Raw genomic sequence first — 24,357 nt, forward strand, 5'->3', positions numbered from 1 at the left:
CCCCTGGACGGCGATGCCCCTATGGTGCTCCTTCGGCGGCTTCCGGGCGATGCTCCCACTTGCCATACGGGCTGGACTCGTCGTACGGGCCGGACCCCGCCCCTCGTACGCGCCGTGCCTCACTCCCGGTCGAGGAGCCCCGCGTCGTGGGCCAGCAGGGCGATCTGGACCCGGTTGGACAGATCGAGCTTGGCGAGAATCCGCGACACATGCGTCTTGACCGTGGCGACGCTCATGAACAGGGCCGCGCCGATCTCGGCGTTCGCCATGCCCTGCCCGACCGCGACGGCCACCTCCCGCTCCCGGTCGTTCAACTGATCCAGCAGCGCCCGCGCCCGCGTCCGCCGGCCGTCCGCGCCGGAGCCCGCCACCTGCGAGATGAGCTGCCGCACCACGGTCGGCGAGAGCGCCGGTTCGCCCGCGGCCACCTGCCGTACGGCCGCGACGATCTCGGCCGGCGGGGTGTCCTTCAGTACGAACCCGGCCGCCCCCGCCCGCAGCGCGCGCAGCACCTGTTCGTCGGCGTGGAACGTGGTCAGCACGATCACCTGCGGCGGCCGCGGCCGGCGGCGCAGCGCCTCGGTCGCCGCCAGCCCGTCCACGGTCGGCATCCGGATGTCCATGAGGACGACGTCGGGCGCGTACCGGTCCACCAGCGGCAGCACCTCGACGCCGTCGGACGCCTCGGCGACGATCTCCAGATCGGGCGCGCCGCCCAGCATGAGCCGCAGCCCGGCCCGTACGAGCGGATCGTCGTCGACGAGCAGCAGCCGTACGGGGGGCGGTTCGGGGGAGTCGTCGTCAGCGGGGGCGGTGGGCGGAAGGGCAGGGTCGCTCATGCGGGCCACGGTAGCCAGGCGGAGAGGCGGAAGGCAGCGCCGTCCGCGCCGCTCTCCAGCCGCCCGCCCGCCAGCTGGGCCCGCTCGGCGAGGCCGATCAGCCCCGCGCCGGCCCCGGGGATCGCCGGACTCGCCGAGGCGCCCGCGGCGGGCGGCCGGCCCGCGTCCGGGGCCAGCGGATTGCTGATGGACACGCTGAGCCCCTCGCCCGCCGCCCCCGTGATCCGTACGTCGACCGCCGCGTCCGGCGCGTGTTTACGGGCGTTGGTGAGCCCTTCCTGCACGATCCGGTAGGCCGTGCGACCGGTGGCGGCGGGCACGGAACCGGCGGCGGACACCGGCTCGACAGCCTCGTACGAGACGTCCGTACCGGCGAGCCGCGCCTCCGCGACCAGGCGCGGGAGGTCGGTCAGGGTGGGCTGCGGCCGGGCCCCGCTGCCGCCGCCCTCACCGCCGCCGTCGCCGTCGTCGTCCGGGGCGCGGAGCACCCCGATGACCTCCCGTAGATCCTCCAGCGCCTGGTGCGCGCTGTCGCGGATCACCCCGGCCGCGACCGCGATCTGCTCCGGCGGCGCGTCCGGACGGTATTCGAGCGCGCCCGCGTGGACGCTCAGCAGCGACAGCCGGTGGGCCAGCACGTCGTGCATCTCGCGGGCGATCCGCTCCCGCGTCAGGCGCTGCGCCCGTTCCGCCCGCAGCCCGGCCTCGGCCTCGGCGCGCCGCGCCCGCTCGCGCAGCGACAGCAGGAGCTGGCGGCGGGAGCGTACGAACATACCCCAGCCGATCACCGCGAGATAGAGCATGGAGCCGACCAGTACCGCCGCGGCGAGGGAGAGGCCCGGCTCGGGGCGCAGGAGCGGGTAGACGACGGTGGTCGCCACCGCCAGGCCGCCCAGCCACGCGGTGACCCGGAACGGGCGGTGCACGGTGACCGTGAACAGCGCCACCGCCGCCGCGCCCGGCACGAACTGCGAGAACGCGCTGAGCGCCACCAGCACCGTCGCCAGCGCCACCGGCCACCGCCTGCGCAGCCACAGCGCGGCGCAGCTGAGCGCGCCCACCAGCTGGTCGGCGACGAGCACGCTGTGCGTCGTGTCCCGCGCCGCCGAGTCGGCGGTCAGCAGGATGAAGGCCGCCGCGAGCAGGAAGCAGGAGATGTCGACGATCCAGTCGCGCGCCGTTCGGGCGTCCCCCGATGAGCTGTTCATGTCGACGAATCTACTGACCTGAAGGGCGGGGCGGCCGGGCGCGAGTCCGATCGCCGACCAAAGTCGCACGGCCGTATACCTTTGGCCGACTCGCCCCCGACCTGCGGTTTCCTAGCCTGGCAGCATGAAGAAGACATGGGAGTCGCTGGGCGTGATCCTGCTGGTGGAGGGGTGCGCGGCCCTGTTGTGCCACTTCACCGGCTGGCACCGTCCGGTGTGGCTGTTCACGCGCCTCCCCTTCCTGGCGGGCTACGAGGTCTTCGCGGGCATCGTCCTCGCCGTGCTCGGCGCGGCCGTTCTCGTGGGGTCGGACACCCTCGCCAAGCGGAAGGGCGGTTGACGCGGATCGGCTCATGCCCGTACGCGCACCCGTGCTCAGACCTGTACGCGCGTCCGCGCTGATACCCGTACGCATCCCCGCGCTCATGCCCGTACGAGCAGCGCCACCGGGTAGAGGCCCAGCAGCTCGGACAGCGGGACGACGTCGCCGGCCACGGCCCGGCCCGTCAGCAGGTCGTGCCAGCCGCTGTCCGCGTCCGGCAGTCGCAGTGCCGTGGAGCGCCAGCCGCCGGTGTCCGCGAGGCGGCGGGGGAGCCGGGTGACCACGCCGACCACCGCGCCCGAGCGGGCGAAGGCGGTGCAGTGGCCGGCGGCCGGGCCGGTGGCGGCCAGCGGCTCGTACGAGGCGGCCGTCCCGAACGACTCGGGGCGCGACCGGCGCAGCCGCAGCGCGGCGCGCGTCAGCAGAAGTTTCTCGTCCGAGAGGCTGCCCGGGGCCGCACCGGCCTCCCCGAGGGGCTGGTCCGGCAGGCGGGGCGGGCGGCGGTTGTCCGGGTCGACCAGGGCGAGATATTCGCGTTCGGTGCCCATGTAGAGGTCCGGTACGCCGGGCATGGTCAGGTGCAGCAGGGCCGCTCCGAGCGTGCTGGCCCGTACGGACGGGGCGATCGCCGCGCGGAACCGGGCGAGTTCGGCGCCTGCCGGACCGCAGGGTCCCGCCTCGGCGAACGCCGTCACCGCCGCCTCGTACGCCGCGTCGGGCTCGGTCCAGGTGGTGCGCAGCGCGGCCTCGCGCACGCTCTTGAGCACGGCCGGAACCAGCCGCTCGGCGGCGGCATCAGCGTCCGCGTCGCCCAGCCCCAGGGCCAGTTGCCAGGTCACCCAGGCGACATGCCTGTCGGGCGCGGAGCCCGCCGCCGTGTGGTGCGCGTCGGGGTCCAGGGGTGCCAGAGGCTCCAGTGATGCCAGCAACTCCCGCCATTGGTGCGGGTGTTCGCTCAGCGCGGCGATCCGGGCGCGGACGTCCGCGCTCCGCTTCGTGTCGTGCGTGGACAGGGCCGTGCCGGAGGCCGGCCAGTCGCGCTGCGTACGGGCGCAGTAGGCGTGGAACTCCTCGGGCGCCACGGCCGGGCGCTCGGGCGCGCCGCCGACCTCGGCGGCGGACAGCAGCGGCGCGTAGCGGTAGAAGGCGGTGTCCTCGACGGACTTGGCGCGCAGCGCGGAGGCGGTCTGCGCGAAGCGCGCGCAGAAGTCCCGCTGGTCCGGGCCGTCCCCGAGCCGGCCGAGCGCCGCGTCCCGCACGACGTCCACGGCGTGTGCCTCCGCGGGCACCGCGAAGGCCGTACGGGCCCCCTCCGCCGCTTCCTGGAGAAGCGCGGCATCCTCGGGGGCGGCGGGCGAGCCGGGCACGGCGTACGGGCGGTAGACGGGGAGCCGGACCAGGAGTTCGTGGATCGCGGTGCGCAGCGCGGCCGGGGCGTGGTCGCGCAGCGAGGGCCGCGCCGCGCAGATCCGGTCGGCGGTGCGCACCAGCCGCTCGACCTCCGAGGCCAGCTCGTGGACGGCGACCTTGCGGGCGGCCCGGCGGGCGGTCGCGGGCCAGTCGCCGCCCCGGTCGGCGGCGGGGGCGGCGAAGGCGCGGTAGGCGCGGGCGAGTTCTTCGGCGCCCTCGGGGTCGATGAAGAGGCCGTCGATGCGCGCGAGCGCGTCGTAGCCGGTGGTCCCGGCGACCGGCCAGCTGGCGGGCAGCCGCTCGTCGCGGCCGAGGATCTTCTCCACGACGGTCCACCGGCCCCCGGCCGCCTCGCGCAGCCGACGCAGATATCCGGCCGGGTCCGCGAGGCCGTCCGGGTGGTCCACGCGCAGGCCGTCGAGCACGCCGTCCCGCAGCAGCTCCACCACCTTGGCGTGCGTGGCGTCGAAGACCTCGGGGTCCTCGACGCGCACCGCGATCAGGTCGGAGATGGTGAAGAACCGCCGGTAGTTGAGGTCCGTACGGGCGAGGCGCCACCAGCCGAGCCGGTACCACTGCTGGTCCAGCACGCCGGGCAGCGGCAGCCGCTCGGTGCCGGGGCGGAGCGGGAACTCGTGGTCGTAGTAGCGCAGCGTCGAGCCCGACACGCTCAGGTGGCGCAGTTCCTCGCCGAGCCGGCCGCCGAGCACCGGCAGCAGCACCTTGCCGCCGTGCTCGGCCCAGTCGATGTCGAACCAGCGCGCGTACGGGGAGGCCGGGCCGTCCCGCAGCACCTCCCACAGCGGGCGGTTGAGCCGCTCGGGCGCGGGGACCGCCATGTGGTTCGGCACGATGTCGAGGACCAGTCCGAGCCCGTGCGCGTGCGCGGTACGGGCCAGCGCGCGCAGCCCGTCCTCGCCGCCTAGCTCTGCCCGTACGGCGCTGTGGTCCACCACGTCGTAGCCGTGCGCGGAGCCCGGCACGGCCTCCAGCACGGGGGAGAGGTGCAGATGGGAGACGCCGAGGTCGGCGAGGTAGGGAACGGCCCGTTCGGCGGCGGAGAACGGGAACTCCGGCTGGAGCTGGAGCCGGTAGGTGGCGGTGGGCGGTGCGGCGGGATCGGGCCTCATGGGAACGTACGTACCCGCGCCGGGGCGCTCCGGCGATCCATGTGGGCGGTACACGCACTATCGGGCCGTGGGCGGGCGATCTCGCTGGGCAGGGGGGGTGATCGCCGGGCTGTCGGACGAGGCGTTGTCGGAATCGGACCGTCGGATGGCCGTCGGCCGGGCAGAGGGGTCCGTGGCCCGTCGGCCGGCCAGAGGGGGCCGTGGCCCGTCGGCCGGTCGGAGGGGCCCGGGGCCCGTCGGGTAACTCCGGCGCCCGGCGGTCCGTCGGTCCGTCGGGGGAATCCGCCGCCCGCCGCCCCCGTCCGTCGGCTCCTCAGGCCGGGCGCTGGAGGACGGTCAGGCTGCGGTCCGCGAGGGTGATTCGGTCGCCGCCCTGGACCTTGGGGCCGGCGCGCTCGACGCCGTCCGGCCGGGCCGTGTCGACGATCAGCTGCCACTGCCTCCCGTGGTCGACCGGAACCGTGAATTCCATGGATTCGTCGTGCGCGTTGAACATCAGCAGGAACGAATCGTCCGCGATGGACTCGCCGCGCGGGCCCGGCTCCGAGATGGCGCTCCCGTTGAGGAAGACCGTCAGCGACTTGGCGTGATCGGCCTGCCAGTCGCGCTGGACCATGTCCTCGCCCTCGGGCGTGAACCAGGAGATGTCGGACAGGTCGTCGTGGGTGCCCTGCATCGGCCGGCCGTGGAAGAAGCGGCGGCGCCGGAAGACCGCGTGGTCGCGGCGGAGCCACACCATGGCGCGGGTGAAGTCGAGCAGTCTGCGGGCCGGGTCTCCGCCGTCCCCGTCCTCCTCGCCTCCCTCGCCCTCCGTATCCGGAGAGGGCCAGCGCACCCAGGAGATCTCGTTGTCCTGGCAGTAGGCGTTGTTGTTGCCGCCCTGCGTACGGGCGAACTCGTCGCCGTGGCTGAGCATCGGTACGCCCTGGGAGAGCATCAGCGTGGCGATGAAATTGCGCATCTGGCGCTCGCGCAGCGCGAGCACGCCGGGGTCGTCGGTGTCGCCCTCCGCGCCGCAGTTCCAGGAGCGGTTGTGGCTCTCGCCGTCCTGGTTGTCCTCGCCGTTGGCCTCGTTGTGCTTCTCGTTGTACGAGACCAGGTCGTGCAGGGTGAAGCCGTCGTGGCAGGTGACGAAGTTGACCGAGGCCAGCGGGCGGCGGCCGTCGCCCTGGTAGAGGTCGGAGGAGCCGGTCAGCCGGGAGCCGAACTCGGCCAGGGTCCGGGGCTCGCCGCGCCACATGTCCCGCACGGTGTCGCGGAACTTTCCGTTCCACTCGGTCCACAAAGGCGGGAAATTGCCCACCTGGTAGCCGCCCTCGCCCACGTCCCACGGTTCGGCGATCAGCTTCACCTGGCTCACCACCGGGTCCTGCTGCACCAGGTCGAAGAACGACGACAGCCGGTCCACCTCGTGGAACTGACGGGCCAGCGTCGCCGCCAGATCGAAGCGGAAGCCGTCCACCCGCATCTCGGTCACCCAGTACCGCAGCGAGTCCATGATCAGCTGGAGCACATGGGGGCTGCGCATCAGCAGGGAGTTGCCGGTGCCGGTGGTGTCCATGTAGTACTGCGGGTCGTCGGTCAGCCGGTAGTACGAGAGGTTGTCCAGCCCCCGGAAGGAGAGCGTGGGCCCGAGGTGGTTGCCCTCGGCGGTGTGGTTGTAGACGACGTCCAGGATGACCTCGATGCCCGCCGCGTGCAGCGCCCGCACGGCGGACTTGAACTCCAGCACCTGCTGCCCGCGGTCGCCCCAGGAGGCGTACGCGTTGTGCGGGGCGAAGAAACCGATGGTGTTGTAGCCCCAATAGTTGGCCAGCGAGGAGTCCACCAGCCGGTGGTCCTGTACGAACTGGTGCACCGGCATCAGCTCCAGCGCCGTGACCCCCAGCTTCGTCAGGTGGTCGATGACCGCCGGGTGGGCCAGCGCCGCGTACGTACCGCGCAGCTCCTGGGGCAGCTCCGGGTGGAGCATCGTCAGCCCCTTGACGTGGGCCTCGTAGATGACCGTGCGGTGGTAGTCGGTGCGCGGCGGCCGGTCGTCGCCCCAGTCGAAGTAGGGGTTGACCACCACCGAGGACATCATGTGCGGCGCCGAGTCCATGTCATTGCGCTTCTCGGGCCGCTCGAAGTGGTAGCCGTAGACCGCCTCGCCCCAGTCGATCTGCCCGCCGACCGCCCGCGCGTACGGGTCGAGCAGCAGCTTCGCGGAGTTGCAGCGGTGCCCGCGCTCCGGCTCGTACGGGCCGTGCACCCGGAAGCCGTACCGCTGACCGGGCATGATGCCGGGCAGATACGCATGGCGCACGAACGCGTCCGTCTCGCGCAGCTCCACCGCCGTCTCCGAGCCGTCGTCGTGCAGCAGACACAGTTCGATCCGCTCGGCGGTCTCCGAGAAGACCGCGAAGTTGGTGCCGGCGCCGTCGTACGTGGCACCGAGGGGGTACGCCTGTCCCGGCCAGACCTGCATGAGTCGACTCTTCCACTTCTGTATCGGACGCCGTGGGGACCCCTGCTCCAGGTCGGAATGGAATCCTCGCCCAACTGACGCCTTCGGGCGGTCCTTTCGGCAGATCTTCCCCAAAAGCAGAGCGGCCACCTCTTACTTCGGTCACTCCAACCGGGTGACCCTCGGACAAATGGGTGGGACCGGGCATCGGGCCACGGTCCCGACCGGTCCGATACTGCCGCGCCAGGCCGGTACGCCGTCCCAGGTCGGTCCGGCACTGCCGTCCTCGACCGGTCCGGTACCACCGTCCCCGGCCGTCCATGACGGGCGGTCGCTATGAATCCGCTCACTCCCTCCGCCGGGCCCGGCCGCAACGGATACCGCGAGTGGGAGAGTTGGCGCAGGACTGCCCCCATCGGGCTGCACCGCACTCCCGCCGCACAGTAGTCTGCCTTGATCGTTGGACGGGGGCGGAAGGCGGTGCACAGGTGAGCTCGGGCGGGTTGGAGCTGCCCCCCGGAAGCGAAGCTTCCGAGGGAGACGGCTCGACCGACGCTCCACCCGGCGCGGTGTCCCTGGCACGGCCGATGGAGATCGGCGCGGAGCTGGACTGGGGCGCCGACGCGTGGAGCGAGGTGCGCACGCGGGCGCGGCGCGCCGGACGGGCCTACATCTGGCTCAACCTCGTCGAACAGCGGCTGCGCGCCGTCGTCGCCGCGGTGCTGCGGCCGGTCTACGAACCGGTGCACGGCGAGGAGGAGTGGGTCGTCGCCGCCGCCGGGCCCGCCGGGCAGGAATGGGTGCAGCGCGCCGCCGCCGTACGGGAGGTGAGCCGCCGCAAGGGCTATCTGCTCGACCCCGCCGACGACAACGTGCTCTCCTTCCTCACCCTGCCCCAGCTGCGCGAACTGCTCGTACAGCACTGGCCCTGCTTCGAGCCCTACATGGACGACCGACGCGAGCTGGAGCTGGCCCTCGACGAGCTGGAGGTCTCCCGCAACGTCGTCTCCCGCAACCGCGCCCTGTCCGTGACCGTGCTCGCCCAGGCCGAACGGGCCTCCGCCCGGCTGCTGGAGATCCTCGGCGTCGGCGCCCACAGCTCGGCCGCCGGCCGGCTGCCGGTCGACGCGGTGGAGGACCTGGTCGGCGACCGGTACGCGGACGTCATCGGCGTCCACTCCGACCGGGTGCGCCTCCAGCGGCAACTGCCCGTGGAGGACCTCTTCGGCAGCGCCCGACGGCTCGACGCGGTCGGCATAGGTCTGAACCTCCTCGTGCAGAACTACTCCGGGCGGCGGCTCGTGCGGCTCGCCGAGGCCGGCTGCCGCTCCAGACTGCTCTTCCTCAACCCCGCGAGCAGCGCCGTACGCCGCCGGGAGCGCGAACTCGGCATCAAAAAGGGCGAGATGAGCCGCTCCGTCGAGATGAACATCATGCACATGCGGCGGGTGCGCGACCGGCTCCGGGACACCGCCGCCTTCGAGATCCGCGTCTTCGACGAGACGCCGCGCTTCACCGCCTACCTCGTCAACGGCGACGGCGCGGACGGCCTCGCCGTCGTCCAGTCCTACCTCCGCAAGGCGCGCGGCATGGAAGCGCCGGTGCTGGTGCTGCGCGGCGGAGGGCGGGAACGCGACGTGGTACGGGAGGACCAGGACGCCGACAACGGACTCTTCGCGACATACCGGGAGGAGTTCGACGGGGTGTGGGCGGACTCGCGGCCGGTGTCGTAGAGAGGTCGTAGAGAGACGGCGCCGCGGGGGCGGTGACGGAGCGTCGGGGTGACGGCCTTACGAAGGCTGTCGGCGCGGAGCTGTCGGCGCGGCGGCCGTCGGTGTGGGAGCGGCGTCGCGAGAGGCCCGTCACGGGCGTGGGCGCCGGGGGCCGGGGGCATTGTCAGTGGGGCATGCGAGGCTGGGGACCAGTCGGGGGAAGCACCACAGAGGAGGGGGTCGCGATGAACTGGTACCGGGGGCCGTTGACCGGATTCGACCTGGAGACGACGGGTACGGACGTCGAGCACGACCGCGTCGTCACCGCGGCACTCGTACGGCTGGAGCCGGGCGGCGGCGTCGCGGGCGAGCGCACCTGGCTGCTCGACCCGGGGATCGCCATCCCCGAAGAGGCCGCCGCCATCCACGGCATCTCCACGGAGCGGGCCCGCGCCCACGGCTCCTCGGCCGCGCCCGCCATAGCGGAGATCACGGACGCCGTCGCCGAGGTGCTGCGCGCGGGCGCGCCGCTCGTGGTCATGAACGCGCGGTACGACCTGTCGCTGCTGGACCGCGAGTGCCGCCGCCACGGCGTCGCACCGCTGTCGGAACGGCTGGGCCCCGGCCCCTGGCCGGTCGTCGACCCCCTCGTGCTGGACAAGCACGCGGACCGGTACCGCAAGGGCAAGCGCACCCTGCAAGCGCTCTGCGCCCACTACGGCGTACCGCTCGACGCCGCGCACCACGCGGAGGCCGACGCGGTGGCCGCCGCCCGTGCGGCACGGCGCGTGGGCGAGACGCACGCGCCCGTGGGGTCGATACCGCTCGCGGACCTGTACGAACTCCAAGTCGCCGCCGCGGCCGAGCAGTCCGCCTCGCTACAGAGCTACCTGCGCCGCACGTCGAACCCCACCGCGTACATAGAGCCGGCCTGGCCGGTGATCCCGAACGGCGACGCCCGTCCCGAAGGGGGGCCGTCCTCGCCCGGGTCCGGCCGGATTCCCGTTCAGCGGACGAGTGGTCATCCCCGGATGAGCTGATGACGCACGTGCGCGCGCGGAGGGCGGGCCGGTGTCCGGGCCCCACGTGTCCTCGTACGCATGACGCACGTGCGCGCGCGGAGGGCGGTCTTTCCGGCCGCGGGGCTCGGCCACCGCTCGTAGCGGACCGGACGACCGTCCCGCGCGCACGCCACCGCTGCGCCCGGCTGGGGTGCGGCTGGACGTGGACGCCGCGCGGCATCTACGCGTACGGCCCGATTCCGGGACGTATCCTCGTCGCCCGCTTCGGCCCGCAGCCCGAGGACCGGGGCGCACCCGTCACGGTCGAGGAATCGCAGGGCGCAGTGCGGGACGTCACCGGAACCGGCGTGACCGTCAAGGGCATTCGGGGCCGCGCGACCCGCTGGTCGGACAACGCCCGGCAGGCGCGCTCGTACCGGCACGGCCGGGTGCTGCTCGCGGGCGACGCCGCGCATGTGCGCTCGCCGTTCAGCGGTCAGGGGCTGAACCCTGGCCTCGGCGACGCGGTCAACCTCGGCTGGAAGCTCGCCGCGACGGTCAACGGGTGGGCCCCGGAGAGCCTCCTCGATATGTACGGCAGTGAGCGCCGCCCGATCGCGGCGTGGGTCCTGGACTGGACGCGGGCGCAGGTCGCGCTGATGCGCGGCGACGAGCACACGGCACAGCTCCGGAAGATCGTCGTCGGCGAACTGTTCACCGTGCCGGGGGCGATGAACCGCATGATCGCGCTGACCGCGGGCATCGCGCGGCGCTACGACGACGGCGTCGCCGCCGCCGACGCCGTGGCGCCGGTCGGCTCGATAGCCGGCGACATCCCGCCGGCGCCCGGAAGCCGGCTTGCCGACCAGGCTCGCGACGGCCGTTTCGTCCTCGTCGACCGGTCGCCCGACGGCGGTTTCGTCGACTCTGTGCGCCAGTTGAAGCCGCGGATCGCGTACGTGGCGGACCCCGCCCCCGAGTCCGGTGTGGCGCTCGCGTCGCCGCCGAGCCTGTGCGTACGTCCGGACGGCGTGATCGCGGGGGCCGCGACGTCATCCGACGCGGATGCTTCGGGGTGGCTCGACACCGCGATCCGGCGGTGGGTGGGCGCGCGTTGAGGCTCTTGCGAGACCGATGGAACCTTCCCTGTACCACTCCAGATGGTTAGGTTAGGCTAACCATACTTTGATCATTGCGCCGGGTGCCGGCGCTGTGCGGATGGGTGGAAGCGGGATGAGACTGGTACGGCTCGCCGGGATCGCGGGCGTTCTGGCGTCGATCGCCTGGCTCGTCGGGGACATCCTGCTCCTGGGCAAACCCATGGCGTCGGCCGCCGATCATCCCCTGCTGAACGACTACAGCGGAACGGCCGGCGACTCACTGGCCGCGATGCTGCCGGCGTCCACGTCGCGACTGGCCTGGGGGGCGCTGCTCGGCGTGCTGACGGGTCCGCTCTACCTGGTCGCGTGCTGGCACCTGTACCAGGGGCTCCGCCCGGCGCGGCGGCTGCTCTCCCTGCCGCCGTTCCTGCTGCTCACCGCGGGCTTCGCGCTCGCTCCCTTTGCTCACGGCTCCTTCTACTACTGGGGCCAGGCGGCAAAGGCGGTCGACGCCTCCGGCTCGCGGTCGGCAGCCCTGACCGGGCTGCCGGGCGACATGGCGGACGTACTGATGATCCCTTACGGGGTGCTGCTGGCCTGCTGGGTGCTGGGGTCCGTATGGATGGCTGTCTGCGTGCTCCGGGGCGCCACCGTCTTCCCCCGGTGGATGTGCGTGGTGAATCCGCTGATCTTCCTTCCCCTCGGCGGGTTCATCGCCGCGGTGCTGCCCGGTTCCGTGGGGACCGCGGTCCAGGGGGCGCAGCTGAGCATCGGGAACCTGCTGATGTTCACGGTGTCGACCATCGCGCTCTGGAAGGCGCGCCCGGGGACGGGGATGGACAGGGACCGTCCGACGCCGGTGGCGGCATCGGACGGTGAGAAGGGGACGGCCGGCGCGCCGGAGCGGGAGAACCCGGCGGTGTGAAGCGGGCCGGCCCGCTCAGCGCCCGGTGGAGCCGTCGATGAGTTCGCGGAGGATGTCCGCGTGGCCCGCGTGGCGGCCGGTCTCCTCGATCATGTGCGTCAGCGCCCAGCGAACGCTCGGCGCTGAGCCTGAACGCCCCGCCCGGGGGAGTGGTGCGCCGAGGTCGGCGCACGCGTCGAGGACCTCGTTCGCGCGGTCAACGGCCGCCCGGTAGCGGGCGGCGACGTCGGCGACGCTGTCCTGAGGGGCGGGCCGGAGCGTTGCTTGCCAGTCGGTGACCTGCTCGCCGGTGAACATCGCGCTCTCGACGGCGGTCAGATGGCCGAGCAGGCCGAGCAGGGTCGTGCCCGAGGCCACCGCCGATGTGCGGGCCTGCGGCTCCGGGGCTCCCTCGACCTTGGCGGCGATCGAGGTGCGCAGGTAGTCGAGGAACCCGCGCAGGACGTCGGCTTCGCTGTTCGCGGTGCGGGGCGGAGGGGTGTCGCTGCGGCGAGGGGCGGTGGGCACGGAGATTCTCCTTGTGCGACGCGATGCTGTGCCATGTGGTGCGGTGCCATGTGGTGCCGTGCAGTGCTTGTCGCGGCCTGCGGCCTGCGGCCTGCGGCCTGCGGCCTGCGGACTTCGCGAGGCGGCGTCACGCGTTCCGGCGGATGAGCAGAACATGATCGATGACCTCGGCGGTGCTCCCGTCGGGGCCGGTCGCGACCCGGCGCGGCGAGTCCGCGCGTTCGACCGTCCACTCTTCAGGCGAGAGGCGCATCGGCGCCGCGACCTCTTCGGGGGTCGGATAGTGCACATCCGGATCCTGGTTCCACGACCACGGCGCCGTCGATCCGTGATCGACCACCAGGAGCCGGCCGCCGGGGCGCAGCAGGTGGGCGGCGGAGCGGAGGATGGCCGTCCGGTCCATGTCGTAGGGGGCGTGGAAGTAGTGGGCGGTGACCAGATCGAGCCGCAGTTCCGGCAGCGAGGCGCGCGCGTCGTGCTGTTCGGCGGTGATCCGGTCGCTCAGACCGCGCGAGCGGGCCAGCTCGGTGAGCCGGGATGTCGCCACGGCCGAGACGTCGAGAGCCGTGACCCGCCAGCCCCGGCCGGCGAGCCACAGCGCGTCGCCGCCGCCACCGCACCCGAGGTCCAGCGCGTCTCCCGAGGGGAGTTCGGACACCACCTCGACGAGGCGTGCGTTCGGCCGCGGATCGGTGGCCGCGGGTCGCTCCGCGTACATCTTGTCCCAGTACGCAGCGGCGTCGACGTGCTCCATTGGGTTCCTTCCCCTCGGTTTCGTGAGGGGACAGTCTTAGCCGACGAGCCCGGAACTGGCACCAATCCATGCCGTTTCGGCAAGACGGCCGCACCGGAGGCCATCGCCTGCGGCGCGCACCGCCCCTGGACCCGGGGCGGGCGCTCCGGACTCTCGGACCACGGTCGCTTCTAAGGACACCGGTCGGGGCGGGCGCCCCGGGCTTCGATTCCCGCGGTCTTACCGTCCTCGGCGGGGTGCTCCTTCGGCAGTCGCAGGGTGAAGACGGACCCCTGGCCGACGGCGCTGCGGACGTCGGCCGTGCCGCCGTGCGCCTCCGCCAGCTTGCGGACGATGGCGAGGCCGAGGCCGCTGCCTCCGGTGCGTCGGGAGCGGGACTTCTCCGCGCGCCAGAAGCGGTCGAAGACGTGCGGCAGGTCGTCGGCGGGGATGCCCGTGCCGGAGTCGGCGACCTCGATGACGGTGTCCCCGGCGGGGCCGGGGCGGCAGGTGACGCGTACGGAGCCGCCCGGCGGTGTGTGCCGTACCGCGTTGGACACCAGGTTGCCGACGGCCTGGCGCAGCCGGACCGGGTCGGCGGTGAGCCAGTGGCCGGGCGGCACGTCCGTGGTGACGGTGACGCCCGCGGCCTCGGCGCGTGCCCGGTGGGCGGCGGCTACCTGGCCGAGGAGTTCGGCCGTGCCGACCGGTTCGGGGTGCACGTGCAGTTCCTCGGCGTCGGCGGCGGCCAGATCCTGGAGGTCGTCGATGACGTGCTGGAGCAGGACGGCCTCCTCGTGCAGAGAGGCGATGAATTCGCCGTCGGGGGCGGCCACCCCGTCCTGCGCGGCCTCCAGCCAGCCGCGGATGTTGGACAGCGGGGTGCGCAGTTCGTGGGCGACGTCGCCGACCATCGCGCGGCGCTGTTCGGCGAGGCGGGCGCGTTGCTCGGACATCTCGTTGAAGGCGGCGGCGAGCCGTCCGATCTCGTCGTCGCCGCGTACCCGCACCACGGCCCGCGCGTCGTCGTCCCCGTCGCGCATCCGCTGGGCGGCGCCGGTGAGCGCGCGCAGGGGCCGCACGAGCCGGGTCGCGGCGAGCACGGAGGCGCCGACGGTGAGCGCGAGGACGAGGGCGGCGGCGCCCGCGATCCGCGCCGTGTTGCCCGGCGAGAGGGTGAAGCCCTGTGCGGCGGTTCCCTCCGACCGGGGCGAGGCGAGGATCAGCCGGGCGGTCGGGGCGACGTATGCCCGTAGCTGCTTCTGCCGGGCCTGGGTCAGGCAGGCCGGGACGCGCGCCTCCAGGGCGGGGTCCGCCGCGCGCGGCACGCGCCAGCTGAAGTCCGGGTTGACGTGGACGCTCCTTCCGGGCCCGGTGTCCAGGCACTCGGCGAGCAGCTGGTCGAGGGTCTTGAGCGCCTTGGCCTCGGTCGGCGTCGGCGCGTTCAGCGGCCGGGGCGAGCAGTCGCGGGTGCGGCTGTCCGCCGGGTCCCCGAGGGTGCGGACGACGGACCGGCCGCTCGGGGTGAGGGCCACGGCGGCGTCGATGCCGCGGTCGGTGAGGCACTTGGCACGGCGTCCGGCCAGCGCCTTGAGCAGGGGCCGTTCGGCGGCCGGGAGCCGGAAGGGGCCGACGGCGCGCGGGTCGATGGGGGTGTCGCCGGTGCCGGCCAGCGGATCGACGAGCGCCGAGGCCCGGGACGGCAGCTCCCCGGCCGACGGGGCGCTGTCCACGATCGGCGCGCCGTCCTCGGCGGTGAGGGCGATACGGCGGTCGGTGCGGCGCGCGAGGTCGCGTACGGTCCCGGCGACGCCGTCCCAGGAGGTGTGCGTGGCGGCGTACCCGGTCAGGGAGTCGAGGATCTCCGTGTCGTCGGCGAGGAGCCGGCCCTGCTGCTGCTTGATCGCGCCGGACGTCGTCTGCACGGCGAGCCAGGCGGTGGCGGCGACGGAGCAGAGCGCGACGAGCGCGGAGACGAGCAGCAGGCGGCCGAGGAGCGACCGGCGCAGCGGCAGCCGGTCGCGCGGCGCGCCCCGGCGGCTACGCATGGACGCTGCCTGCCGTGAGCTTGTAGCCGACGCCGTAGACGGTGAGCAGCCGGGCGGGGGCGCGCGGGTCGGCCTCGATCTTCTTGCGCAGGTTCAGGATGTGCACGTCGACGGTGCGCGCCGATATGAAGCGGTCGAAACCGTGCAGTTCGGCCAGGAGCAGCCGGCGGCTGAAGACCCGGCCGGGCTCCGCGGCGAGCGCGGACAGGATGCGGAACTCGCCCGGAGTGCAGACGACTTCGGCGCCCTCGACGGTGACCAGGTGGCGGTCCGGGTCCACGGCGAGGGCGCCGACGCGCAGGACCGGGTCGGGCGCGGGGGCGAGGTTGGGGGCGGTGCGTGCGGCGCGGCGCAGCAGGGTGCGGACCCGGGCGACGAGTTCGCGCGGGCTGTAGGGCTTGGTGAGGTAGTCGTCGGCGCCCAGGTCGAGGCCGAGCAGCAGGTCGTCCTCGGTGGAGCGCGCGGTGAGCATCAGGACGGGCAGTTCGTGCCCTTCGGCGCGCAGGGAGCGGACGACGTCGAGGCCGTCGAGGCGCGGCATCATCACGTCGAGCACGAGCAGGTCGGGTGCGGCCCGGTGGAGGTGGTCGAGCGCCTCGCGCCCGTCGCGCACGACGACCACGGTGTGGCCCTCGCGCTCCAGGTAGCGGCGGGCCAGCTCGGCCTGCTTCTCGTCGTCCTCGGCGACCATCACGTACGCGTTCACGAGGCCCGAGCCTAGGCCGCCCGCGCGGGGACGTCCGGACCGGGGAGAGCGGGCTGACGGCATGGCGACATCGGCCTGACAAGTTCTTCATATCCGGCCGCCACTCTCGTGGCATGCCGATTTCCACCCCTCGCCGCTCCGCACGGACCGCCTGGCTGTCCGCCGCCTGTGCCCTCGCCCTGACCACACTGCTCACCGCCTGCGGCGGGGGCGGCGACGATGCGAAGGGGGACAAAGCAGACGGGGTCGCGTCCATCGAGACGGGGAAGCCCGGAGCGGGCGCCAATAACGACTCCGGCAAGGCCTCGTCCGACAGCGGCCGTCCCCGGTGGCGCCTCGACTCGACCGACGAGGAGATCGTCGCTATCTGGGACCGCTACTACGGCTGCCTCAAGGAGAACGGCGTCCGCATGAACAGCCAGCGGGGCCACGACCTTCCGGCGGGTCCCGACGGCAAGGTCCTCGGCGTCGGGGGCAAGAAGGAGCCGAAGGCCGCGTACACGAAGTGCGAGAGCAAGATGCCGCAGGCGCCCGACGTACTGGACCGCAAGAAGAACCCGAAGTTCGACCAGATGCTCGCGGCCGAGGTGAAGTGCATGCAGGACAAGGGCATGAAGGTCGTCCTCGGCGGCGACAAGGGCACGGACTGGTCCTTCACGGACCAGTCGTCGGGCCTCAGCGAGGCCCAGGAGAACAAGATCGAGAAGGCGTGCGAGCTGGAGGCCTTCGGTGGCAAGCACTGAGTACGAGGCGCCGACGGACGACGGCGACGCGGCGTACGCGGACGAAGAAGCGGACGCCCCCGCGCCCCGCCCCCGGCGGCGCCGCGCCGTTCTCGTGACCGCCGGCGTCCTGGTGGTGGCCGCCATCGCCGGCGGCGTCGTGCTGGCCACCGACGGCGGGTCGAAGGGGACCGCGGCCACCGGCAAGGCGGCCGTCAAGACGGCCGCCGTGCAGCGCACGGACCTCTCCGACACGCAGGAACTGGGCGGCACGCTCGGCTACGGGACCGAGAAGCCGGTCAAGGGCAGCAAGAAGGGCGTGGTGACCTGGCTGCCGGCCAGCGGCGCCACCGTGACCCGCGGCAAGCCCCTGTACAAAGTGGACGACCATCCGGTGCCCGTCTTCTACGGCGCGACCCCGCTCTACCGAAAGCTGGACAAGCCGGGCACGAAGGGCCCCGACGTGAAGGTCGTCGCGGACAACCTGCGGGCGCTCGGATACGACTTCGACGGGGTGCCCGGCGGCTCCGACGGCCGGCCCGGACCCGGCGGGGCCGGCGCGGACCAGGGCCGGTTCACCGCTTCGCTGAGCGCCGCGATCAAGCGCTGGCAGAAGTACGTCGGCATGGCGCCGACCGGCTCCCTCGACGTCGGCGACGTCCTGGTGCTGCCCGGCCAGGTCCGGGTCGGCGTGGTCAAGGCGCAGCTCGGCGACGACGCGGCCGGGGAACTGCTGACCCTCACGCCGACCGCGAAGGCGGTGACCGTGTCGGTGGCGACGACCGACGTCGGTTCCATCAAGAAGGGCGCGAAGGTCTCCGTCATCCTGCCGGACGGCAAGGAGACGCCGGGCGAGGTCAGCAACATCAGCCGGACCGTGTCGGGCGGCGGCGACGCGGATTCGGGCGGCCCCGCCAAGTCGGACGTCACCGTGCATCTCACCGACTCCGCCCCGGGGAAATTCGACGCGGCTTCGGTCCGCGTACGGTTCACCTCGCAGACCCGGCACGACGTACTGACCGTCCCGGTCGGCGCGCTCCTCGCCCTCAGCGAGGGCGGCTACGCGGTGCAGCGGCCGGGCGGGAGCCTGATCGCCGTGAAGACCGGGATGTTCTCGCGCGGCATGGTCGAGGTGACGGGCAAGGGCCTGACCGAGGGCGCCAAGGTCGTGGTGGCCTCGTGACCCCGGAACCGGCGTATTCCGCGCCCCCCGCCCCGGCGCCGCCGCCGGGGGCGGAGGCGGAGTCGAGGTCGGGGCCGGATGGCGGGTACGGGAACGTGCCGCCCGACGGCGGGTACGAGAACGCGCCGCCGAACAGCGGGTACGGGAACACACCGCCCGTCCTCGCCGTGCACGCGGCCTCCCGCCGCTACGCGGGCGGCGTCACGGCTCTCGACCGGGTCTCGCTCACCGTCGAACGCGGCGAACTGCTCGCGATCCTCGGCCCGTCCGGCTCCGGCAAGTCCACGCTGCTCAACCTGATGGGCACCCTGGACCGGCCGACCGAGGGCAGCGTGGAGATCGACGGGCAGGACGTGGCGACGCTCACCGACCGGCAGCTGTCCGCGCTGCGCGGCCAACGGCTCGGCTTCGTCTTCCAGCAGTTCCATCTGACGGACGGCCTGAGCGCCGCCGAGAACGTCGCGACGGGCCTGCTGTACGCGGGAGTCGCCCGCCGCAAGAGACGGCCGCTGGCCCTGGAGGCGCTGTCCCGCGTCGGACTCGCGCACCGCGCCGAGCACCGTCCGCACGAGCTGTCGGGCGGCGAGCGCCAGCGCGTGGCCATCGCCCGCGCCCTGGTCAACGGGCCCTCGCTGGTCCTCGCGGACGAGCCGACGGGCGCCCTGGACACCGCCAACGGCCGTTCCGTACTCAACCTGCTGACCCGGCTCAACGCGGAGGACACCACCATCGCCGTCATCACCCACGACCGGGACATCGCGGCCCAGCTGCCGCGCCGCGTGGAGCTCCTCGACGGCCGCGTGGTCGCCGACACGGCGTCCGGGACGTCCTCATGAGGGCGCCGTCGGGATCCGTGCGCCCCGTACGGCTCTCCCCCGGCGACATCCTGCGGCTCGGCCTGCTCGGCGTACGCACCCGCAAACTGCGCGCCGCGCTCTCCGCGCTCGGCATCTCCATCGGCATCGCGACCCTGATCCTGGTCATCGGCATCCCGGCCTCCAGCCACAAGGCGCTGATGAACGAACTGTCGGCACTCGGCACGAACATGCTGCGCGCCGAACCGGTGCCCGACCACAAGCCGCCCGTACTGCTGCCCGAGAGCTCGGTCGCCTCCGCGCTTCGGGTCGGACCGGTGACCGGGGCCAGCGCGGTCGGCAACACCCATGCGAAGGTGCGCCGTTCGGACCAGGTGCCGGAGAGCGACGGCGCCGGGATCGCGGCGCTCGCGGCGCGCACCGACCTGCTCTCGTCGGTCAACGCCCACCTGCAGAGCGGCCGTTTCCTCGACGCGACCAGCTCCCGTTTCCCGACCGTCGTACTCGGCCACGACGCGGCGACCCGGCTCGGCGTCGACCGGACCATGATGAGCGGCGGACAAGCGCCCCAAGTGGCCATCGGCAAGGACATGTACACCGTCATCGGCATCCTCGCGCCGGTGCCGCTGGCCGACGAGCTGGACAGTTCGGTCCTGATCGGCTGGGACGTCGCACGCAAGCGCCTGGCCTTCGACGGCCACCCGACGGTCGTCTACGTGAAGGCGCGCGAGGACGCCATCGAGGGGGTACGTGGCGTCCTCGCGGCGACACTGAACCCGCAGGAGCCCGCCATGGTGCAGGTCAGCCGCCCCTCGGACGCGCTGGCCGCCAAGCGGGCCACCGAGAACACGTTCTCCGCGCTCTTCCTCGGCCTCGGCGCGGTGGCGCTGCTGGTCGGCGGCGTCGGCGTCGCCAACACCATGGTGATCTCGGTCCTCGAACGACGCCGGGAGATCGGCCTGCGCCGGGCGCTCGGCGCCAACCGGGGCCAGATCAGGGGCCAGTTCCTCACCGAGTCGGTGGTCCTGAGCGGCCTCGGCGGGGTGGCGGGCACCGTCATCGGAGCCGCGGCGACCCTCGGGTACGCGGCCTGGCGCGACTGGCCGCTGGTGATCCCGCCCGGCGCGGTGGGCGCCGGATTCGGCGGCGCGATCCTGGTGGGCGTGATCGCGGGCGTCTACCCGTCGGTACGCGCGGCCCGGCTCGCCCCGACCGAGGCACTGGCCACACAGTGAGCCGCCCAACGCCTTCTCCGTAGCCCCGCACGGTGCACGGTGAGGCACTTCCGGAATGGCCGCGCCCTGGGAGTGTCACTCGCCTGCGGCGCCCCGTCCCGCCACCACGGCCGGGGCGGGGCGCCACACTCTCGGCCAGGGCCCGGACACCGACCGCGCCGGCCGCCGCCGTCTCCTCCGCCGCTACGAACACGGGCGGAGCGCTTCCCCGCCCCGCCCCCGCCCCGCCCTCACCCGGCCCGGCGGCGGCGCGGCGACAGTCTTGCCGCGCGGTCTGTCAGTGCTCTTCGAAGATCGGGGTGACTTCCAGGCCCCCATTGCCCTTGTCGCTCACCGGCAGGCTGACTTCGACCGGGACGGTGGCGTGGTGCGTCTCATTCGGAGGGGTGACCACGAGGGCGGTGCCGTGGACGCCGGAGCCGCCGGTGTCGTTGATCGGGTAGACAACGTTCGCGGTGGCCGTCTTGCCCGCTTTGAGGGTGAACGCCATCCCCACCTCCTGCTTGTTGCGGTCCACCGACTGTGTGCCGTAGTTGGTCTTCAGGTCGACGCCCGGGAACCCGTTCATCCGGCAGTTGCCGCCGGTGTTCGTGAACCTGATGACGATCGAGCCCAGCCCCTCGTTGGCCTCGCCCTGGTTCTTCGCCGTGATGCGCAGATTCGCGGTGCGGCACGTCGACGCCTTCGAGGACGTCGAAGATGTCGAGGAGGTGTCCGAGCTCTTCCCGGACGTTGCCCCCGACCCGTTGGAGGAGTCCGCCGACGACCCGCTGAGCGTGTCCGAGGACGGCGCCGCGGTCGAGGAGGAGCCGCTCTTGCCGTTCGAGTCCGAGGAGTCGTTCGCCCCGCACGCTGTGAGGGCCGCGGTGGCGGCCAGCCCGACGGCGGCGGCGGTTACGGCCCTGCGGACGGTTTTACGGCGGTGCATGGGTGCTCCTCGGTAGCTGTGGGCGTGGTGCCCGGCACGGTTCGGTGTCCGTTGCCGATCCTCTCGCCCCCGGACGGCAGTCAATATTCCAGCCCCCGCTGTCGTCCGGCTAACTTTTGGCTGCCGCGTCCTGCCGCGTCCTGCCGCGTCCTGCCGCGTCCTGCCGCAACCGCCGCTCGGACGCCGTGCGACGCTCGGACCCGGGGCGCCGGGCGGCGCGGCCGCGCGGCGCCACCTGCCATGAGGAGGTGGCCGGCCCATCGGCGACATCGCGCGTGCTTTGAGGACGACAGCCGCTCAAGTGCGGAGATGGGACGCGCCATTGAGGTCGAGGACCGTTCCGGAGGACCAGGCGGCCTCCGGTGAGGCGAGATAGCGCACCGCGGCCGCGACCTCCTCGGGCGTCCCGACCCGCCCGAACGGGCTCTGGTCGCGCAGGCTTTCGCCGTCCTGACCCGCCAGCCTGGGGGCCTGCCGCTCGGTCGCCACGAAGCCCGGCGCCACGGACGTCACCGCGATGCCGTGCGGTGCCAGCGCGACGGCCATCGACTGGCCGAAGGCGTGCAGCGCGGCCTTGCTCGCGCCGTACGCGGGGAAGTCGGGCTCGCCGCGGAAGGCGCCGCGGGAGCCGATGTTGACGATGCTGCCCGTGCCGGCGCGGTCGATCAGGTGCCGGGCGACGCAGTAGGTGACGTTCGCCGCGCCGAGCAGGTTGACGTCGACCATGCGGTGCCAGACACGCTGCCAGTCCTCGTAGGACACCTCGGCCACCGGGTGCCGGGTGGCGTCGGAGGTCGCGGTGGCGGCGTTGTTGACCAGGACGTCGACCCCGCCCAGCAGGTCCACGGCTTCATCGACGATGTCGCGCGCGGCCTGCGGGTCGCCGAGGTCGCCCGCCAGCAGGGCGTGACCGGAGCCGGGCAGCCGCCGCAGCGTCTCCTCGGCGTCGGCGCGGTTGGCCGCGTAATGCACCCCCACCCGGTCCCCGCACTCGGCGAACGCCAGCGCCACGGCCCGGCCGATACCGCGCGAGGCCCCGGTGACCAGTACCCGCCTCATCGCGCGAACACCTGGGCCTCGTCGCGGAACGCCTTGAACTCCAGCGCGTTGCCGGCCGGATCGCGCAGGAACATCGTCCATTGCTCCGCCGGCTCGCCGGGGAAGCGGCGGCAGGGCTCGACGGCGAACTCGGCGCCGGCCGCGCGGAGGCGTTCGGCGAGTGCGTGGAAGTCCTCGGTCGGCAGCAGCAGCCCGAAGTGCGGCACGGGCACCGCGTGCCCATCGACCTCACTGGTTCCGATCGGCACGCGGTCGCCGGGGATCAGATGGGTCACCAACTGGTGGCCGCACAGGTCCCAGTCGATCCAGTGGTCGCCGGACCGCCCCTCGCGCAGCCCGAGGGCGTCGCCGTAGAACGTGCGGGCGTTGTCGAGGTCGTCGACCGGTACGGCCAGATGGAAGGCGGGGCGCATGGACATCGGCACTCCTTCGGCTCGGTGTGCCGCCAGCTTGTAAGCGCCGATGTCGAATGTCAACATTCAGACATGACTGCCGCACCGCTCCCCAAAGCCAGCCGCCGCGGCCTGGCGCAAGAGGCCGCCGACCTCCTGCGCGAAGCGATCCTCGCCGGCCACTTCCCGCCCGGATCGCAGCTGCGAGAGGTCGAACTCGCCGCCTCGCTGGGCGTCAGCCGCGGATCGGTGCGCGAAGGGCTCGCACACCTCGACCGCGAGGGGCTCGTCCGCAGCGCCTGGCACCGCGGCACCACCGTCATCGACGTCACGCCCCAGGACGTCGACGAGGTCTACACCCTGCGCGCCGCACTGGACCGGCTCGCGGCGACCAGCGCCCAGGGCAGGGCCACCGCCGGTCAGCTGGACGAACTCGACGCCTTGGTACGGGAGATGGCGGTAGAGGCCGGCCGCGAGGCAGCCGGGACACGGCTGCTCGCTCTCGATCTCGCCTTCCACGACCGGATCTACGACGCCGCGGACAACGGCAGGCTCCTCGCCGCCTGGCACGCCGTCCGCTCGCAGGTCCACCTGTTCCAGGCCCGCCGTATCGCCCTCGGCTTCGAGCACTACCGGGCCCGCGTCGTGGACGAGCACCGCGAACTGGCGGCGCTGCTGCGCTCGGATGACCGCGAGACGCTCGCGCGGCGCGCCGAGGAACACGTCGAGTCCGCCCGATGCAGCCTGCTCGCCGGTCGCACAGGTTTCGCCGCCGACCGTCAGGGGCCGATCGTCAGGCGTCGTTCGGCAGGCGCTGACGATTAGTGCGCCGGACCGGTCGGTCACTCCGACGGCCACCCGTACGCGCTGCTCCAAGGGGCCCGTACCGCCGGAACGTCAGAAGGGGCGCCAGCGCACCGTGGGGTCGCCGTCGCGCAGTGAGGCGACGCGGCGTCGGAATTCGGCGAGGGCGGCGGGGTTGCCGGGGGCGTGCTGGGAGACCCAGGCGCAGCTGGCGGTCTCGCGCGCGCCCCGGAGCACGGCGCAGCCGTCCCACTCGCGCACGTCCCACCCGTAGGCCGCGACGAAGTCGTCGTAGGCGGCCGGGGCGAGTCCGTAGCGGTCGCGGCTGAGGGCCATCACCACCAGGTCGTGTTCGCGCAGATCGGCGGAGAAGGTCTCCAGGTCCACCAGGACCGGGCCGTCGGGGCCGACGTGGACGTTGCGCGGCAGCGCGTCGCCGTGGATCGGGCCCGGTTCCAGGCGCGGGGTCAGGGCGGCGGCCGCGGTGGCGAAGCCGTCGCGGCGTTCGCGCAGGTACGCCGCGTCGGCCGGGTCGATGGTGTCGCCGGCCAGCCGGAGCCACCGTTCGACGCCGCCGAGCAGTTCGCGCCTCGGCAGTTCGCCGCCGTCGGCCGGGCCCGGCGACGGCAGCGCGTGGACCAGCCGCAGCAGGCCGGCGAGGTCGGCGGGGCCGGCGGGGCGTGCGGACTCGGGGAGCCGGTGCCAGAGGGTGACCGGGCGGCCGTCGGCCGTACGGGCCTCGGGCTCGGCGGCCCGTACGGCCGGGACGCCGCGTTCGGCGAGCCAGTGGGCCACCCGCAGCTCGCGCGCGGCGCGCGGCAGCAGTTCGGGGTCGCGCCCCACCTTGGCCACCAGGCCCTGCCCGCTGAAGACCGCGTTCTCGCCCAGCGCGACCAGCGCCGCGTCGGCGGCGAGGCCGGGAAGACCCGCTGCCGCGAGCAGCTCGCGCGCCCGTCGCTCGGTGAATGCCGAATCCGCCGAGTCCGCTGAGTCCGCCGAGTCCGCTGTATTCGCTGATGCCGCCGCGTCCGCCACGCCGTATCCTCCGCAGGCTATTGAGTCGATCACGACAATTGTCCTCTCCCCGGCGACGGGCCCCGGCGCCGGGTGGCAGGTGCCGGGTGCAAGGCGC

The 24,357-nt window shown here is 73.3% G+C and carries 22 protein-coding genes; 10 read left to right on the forward strand and 12 right to left on the reverse strand.

Annotation, left to right across the window (positions count from 1 at the left end; genetic code table 11):
• Window positions 1–119: 119 nt before the first annotated feature.
• Window positions 120–839, reverse strand: a complete 720-nt coding sequence (locus tag AB0I22_RS08445; protein WP_363129895.1) for a response regulator transcription factor — start codon at window positions 837–839, stop codon at window positions 120–122.
• Complete coding sequence (locus AB0I22_RS08450; RefSeq protein ID WP_363129896.1) at window positions 836–2,047, reverse strand: histidine kinase; 1,212 nt, start codon at window positions 2,045–2,047, stop codon at window positions 836–838. The genes AB0I22_RS08445 and AB0I22_RS08450 overlap by 4 nt, the downstream gene beginning before the upstream one ends.
• A gap of 124 nt (window positions 2,048–2,171) precedes the next feature.
• On the opposite strand from AB0I22_RS08450, the gene AB0I22_RS08455 reads away from it, so the two are divergent.
• Window positions 2,172–2,387: a hypothetical protein gene (locus AB0I22_RS08455; protein WP_363129897.1), complete on the forward strand. Its 216-nt coding sequence runs from the start codon at window positions 2,172–2,174 to the stop codon at window positions 2,385–2,387.
• Window positions 2,388–2,470: 83 nt separating this feature from the next.
• Here AB0I22_RS08455 and treY read toward each other — a convergent pair whose 3' ends face one another.
• Both treY and glgX read right to left on the reverse strand, forming a co-directional pair.
• Window positions 2,471–4,909 (reverse strand): malto-oligosyltrehalose synthase, encoded by a 2,439-nt coding sequence (gene treY / locus AB0I22_RS08460; RefSeq protein WP_363129898.1) that lies wholly within the window; start codon window positions 4,907–4,909, stop codon window positions 2,471–2,473.
• A 313-nt stretch (window positions 4,910–5,222) separates the two neighbouring features.
• Window positions 5,223–7,376, reverse strand: coding sequence for a glycogen debranching protein GlgX (gene glgX / locus AB0I22_RS08465; protein ID WP_363129899.1), 2,154 nt, complete (start codon window positions 7,374–7,376; stop codon window positions 5,223–5,225).
• 467 nt (window positions 7,377–7,843) lie between these two features.
• Between glgX and AB0I22_RS08470 the strand changes: the two genes are divergently transcribed.
• From AB0I22_RS08470 to AB0I22_RS08485, 4 genes are all read left to right on the forward strand, one after another.
• Window positions 7,844–9,088, forward strand: a complete 1,245-nt coding sequence (locus AB0I22_RS08470) for an SAV2148 family HEPN domain-containing protein (RefSeq protein WP_363129900.1) — start codon at window positions 7,844–7,846, stop codon at window positions 9,086–9,088.
• 224 nt (window positions 9,089–9,312) lie between these two features.
• On the forward strand, window positions 9,313–10,107 hold the full coding sequence (locus AB0I22_RS08475) for a 3'-5' exonuclease (protein ID WP_363129901.1): 795 nt from the start codon (window positions 9,313–9,315) through the stop codon (window positions 10,105–10,107).
• Entirely contained in the window at window positions 10,107–11,186 is a 1,080-nt protein-coding gene (locus tag AB0I22_RS08480) for an FAD-dependent monooxygenase (protein WP_363129902.1), read from the forward strand. Before AB0I22_RS08475 ends, AB0I22_RS08480 begins: the two co-directional genes overlap by 1 nt.
• Window positions 11,187–11,301: 115 nt before the next feature.
• A complete protein-coding gene (locus AB0I22_RS08485) occupies window positions 11,302–12,093 on the forward strand; it encodes a DUF6796 family protein (RefSeq protein ID WP_363129903.1) in 792 nt (263 codons plus the stop codon).
• Between the two features lie 15 nt (window positions 12,094–12,108).
• On the opposite strand, the gene AB0I22_RS08490 is transcribed toward AB0I22_RS08485, so the two are convergent.
• From AB0I22_RS08490 to AB0I22_RS08505, 4 genes are all read right to left on the reverse strand, one after another.
• Entirely contained in the window at window positions 12,109–12,600 is a 492-nt protein-coding gene (locus AB0I22_RS08490) for a DinB family protein (RefSeq protein WP_363129904.1), read from the reverse strand.
• Window positions 12,601–12,727: 127 nt separating this feature from the next.
• Complete coding sequence (locus tag AB0I22_RS08495) at window positions 12,728–13,354, reverse strand: class I SAM-dependent methyltransferase (protein ID WP_363129905.1); 627 nt, start codon at window positions 13,352–13,354, stop codon at window positions 12,728–12,730.
• Between the two features lie 170 nt (window positions 13,355–13,524).
• Window positions 13,525–15,381: a HAMP domain-containing sensor histidine kinase gene (locus tag AB0I22_RS08500; protein ID WP_363129906.1), complete on the reverse strand. Its 1,857-nt coding sequence runs from the start codon at window positions 15,379–15,381 to the stop codon at window positions 13,525–13,527.
• A complete protein-coding gene (locus AB0I22_RS08505) occupies window positions 15,374–16,072 on the reverse strand; it encodes a response regulator transcription factor (RefSeq protein WP_363130097.1) in 699 nt (232 codons plus the stop codon). Before AB0I22_RS08505 ends, AB0I22_RS08500 begins: the two co-directional genes overlap by 8 nt.
• A 128-nt stretch (window positions 16,073–16,200) precedes the next feature.
• Here AB0I22_RS08505 and AB0I22_RS08510 point away from each other — a divergent pair, with 128 nt between their 5' ends.
• From AB0I22_RS08510 to AB0I22_RS08525, 4 genes are all read left to right on the forward strand, one after another.
• Window positions 16,201–16,830, forward strand: a complete 630-nt coding sequence (locus AB0I22_RS08510; protein ID WP_363129907.1) for a hypothetical protein — start codon at window positions 16,201–16,203, stop codon at window positions 16,828–16,830.
• The gene (locus AB0I22_RS08515; RefSeq protein WP_363129908.1) at window positions 16,817–17,992 is read left to right on the forward strand and encodes a peptidoglycan-binding protein; all 1,176 of its coding nucleotides are present in this window, start codon (window positions 16,817–16,819) and stop codon (window positions 17,990–17,992) included. Before AB0I22_RS08510 ends, AB0I22_RS08515 begins: the two co-directional genes overlap by 14 nt.
• A gap of 167 nt (window positions 17,993–18,159) precedes the next feature.
• Entirely contained in the window at window positions 18,160–18,828 is a 669-nt protein-coding gene (locus AB0I22_RS08520; RefSeq protein ID WP_363130098.1) for an ABC transporter ATP-binding protein, read from the forward strand.
• Window positions 18,825–20,042, forward strand: coding sequence for an ABC transporter permease (locus AB0I22_RS08525; protein WP_363129909.1), 1,218 nt, complete (start codon window positions 18,825–18,827; stop codon window positions 20,040–20,042). Before AB0I22_RS08520 ends, AB0I22_RS08525 begins: the two co-directional genes overlap by 4 nt.
• A gap of 277 nt (window positions 20,043–20,319) precedes the next feature.
• Here the strand turns inward: AB0I22_RS08525 and AB0I22_RS08530 are convergent, their stop codons facing one another.
• The 3 genes from AB0I22_RS08530 to AB0I22_RS08540 form a co-directional block, all read right to left on the reverse strand.
• Window positions 20,320–20,970 (reverse strand): DUF4232 domain-containing protein, encoded by a 651-nt coding sequence (locus AB0I22_RS08530; protein WP_363129910.1) that lies wholly within the window; start codon window positions 20,968–20,970, stop codon window positions 20,320–20,322.
• A gap of 297 nt (window positions 20,971–21,267) precedes the next feature.
• Window positions 21,268–22,029 (reverse strand): SDR family oxidoreductase, encoded by a 762-nt coding sequence (locus AB0I22_RS08535; protein WP_363129912.1) that lies wholly within the window; start codon window positions 22,027–22,029, stop codon window positions 21,268–21,270.
• A complete protein-coding gene (locus AB0I22_RS08540; protein WP_363129914.1) occupies window positions 22,026–22,448 on the reverse strand; it encodes a VOC family protein in 423 nt (140 codons plus the stop codon). The genes AB0I22_RS08535 and AB0I22_RS08540 overlap by 4 nt, the downstream gene beginning before the upstream one ends.
• A gap of 66 nt (window positions 22,449–22,514) precedes the next feature.
• Between AB0I22_RS08540 and AB0I22_RS08545 the strand changes: the two genes are divergently transcribed.
• On the forward strand, window positions 22,515–23,246 hold the full coding sequence (locus AB0I22_RS08545) for a GntR family transcriptional regulator (RefSeq protein ID WP_363129915.1): 732 nt from the start codon (window positions 22,515–22,517) through the stop codon (window positions 23,244–23,246).
• Between the two features lie 72 nt (window positions 23,247–23,318).
• Here the strand turns inward: AB0I22_RS08545 and AB0I22_RS08550 are convergent, their stop codons facing one another.
• Window positions 23,319–24,167: an aminoglycoside phosphotransferase family protein gene (locus tag AB0I22_RS08550; protein WP_363130099.1), complete on the reverse strand. Its 849-nt coding sequence runs from the start codon at window positions 24,165–24,167 to the stop codon at window positions 23,319–23,321.
• Between the last annotated feature and the right edge of the window lie 190 nt (window positions 24,168–24,357).

Source organism: Streptomyces sp. NPDC050610, assembly GCF_040654875.1.
GTDB lineage: Bacteria > Actinomycetota > Actinomycetes > Streptomycetales > Streptomycetaceae > Streptomyces.

What these genes read in the sequence shown, in the direction of transcription:
- AB0I22_RS08445 (WP_363129895.1), bottom strand. Translation starts at nt 839, where the DNA reads ATGAGCGACCCTGCCCTTCCGCCCACCGCCCCCGCTGACGACGACTCC.
- AB0I22_RS08450 (WP_363129896.1), bottom strand. Translation starts at nt 2,047, where the DNA reads ATGAACAGCTCATCGGGGGACGCCCGAACGGCGCGCGACTGGATCGTC.
- AB0I22_RS08455 (WP_363129897.1), top strand. Translation starts at nt 2,172, where the DNA reads ATGAAGAAGACATGGGAGTCGCTGGGCGTGATCCTGCTGGTGGAGGGG.
- treY (WP_363129898.1), bottom strand. Translation starts at nt 4,909, where the DNA reads ATGAGGCCCGATCCCGCCGCACCGCCCACCGCCACCTACCGGCTCCAG.
- glgX (WP_363129899.1), bottom strand. Translation starts at nt 7,376, where the DNA reads ATGCAGGTCTGGCCGGGACAGGCGTACCCCCTCGGTGCCACGTACGAC.
- AB0I22_RS08475 (WP_363129901.1), top strand. Translation starts at nt 9,313, where the DNA reads ATGAACTGGTACCGGGGGCCGTTGACCGGATTCGACCTGGAGACGACG.
- AB0I22_RS08480 (WP_363129902.1), top strand. Translation starts at nt 10,107, where the DNA reads ATGACGCACGTGCGCGCGCGGAGGGCGGGCCGGTGTCCGGGCCCCACG.
- AB0I22_RS08485 (WP_363129903.1), top strand. Translation starts at nt 11,302, where the DNA reads ATGAGACTGGTACGGCTCGCCGGGATCGCGGGCGTTCTGGCGTCGATC.
- AB0I22_RS08495 (WP_363129905.1), bottom strand. Translation starts at nt 13,354, where the DNA reads ATGGAGCACGTCGACGCCGCTGCGTACTGGGACAAGATGTACGCGGAG.
- AB0I22_RS08500 (WP_363129906.1), bottom strand. Translation starts at nt 15,381, where the DNA reads ATGCGTAGCCGCCGGGGCGCGCCGCGCGACCGGCTGCCGCTGCGCCGG.
- AB0I22_RS08505 (WP_363130097.1), bottom strand. Translation starts at nt 16,072, where the DNA reads ATGGTCGCCGAGGACGACGAGAAGCAGGCCGAGCTGGCCCGCCGCTAC.
- AB0I22_RS08510 (WP_363129907.1), top strand. Translation starts at nt 16,201, where the DNA reads ATGCCGATTTCCACCCCTCGCCGCTCCGCACGGACCGCCTGGCTGTCC.
- AB0I22_RS08525 (WP_363129909.1), top strand. Translation starts at nt 18,825, where the DNA reads ATGAGGGCGCCGTCGGGATCCGTGCGCCCCGTACGGCTCTCCCCCGGC.
- AB0I22_RS08530 (WP_363129910.1), bottom strand. Translation starts at nt 20,970, where the DNA reads ATGCACCGCCGTAAAACCGTCCGCAGGGCCGTAACCGCCGCCGCCGTC.
- AB0I22_RS08535 (WP_363129912.1), bottom strand. Translation starts at nt 22,029, where the DNA reads ATGAGGCGGGTACTGGTCACCGGGGCCTCGCGCGGTATCGGCCGGGCC.
- AB0I22_RS08540 (WP_363129914.1), bottom strand. Translation starts at nt 22,448, where the DNA reads ATGTCCATGCGCCCCGCCTTCCATCTGGCCGTACCGGTCGACGACCTC.
- AB0I22_RS08545 (WP_363129915.1), top strand. Translation starts at nt 22,515, where the DNA reads ATGACTGCCGCACCGCTCCCCAAAGCCAGCCGCCGCGGCCTGGCGCAA.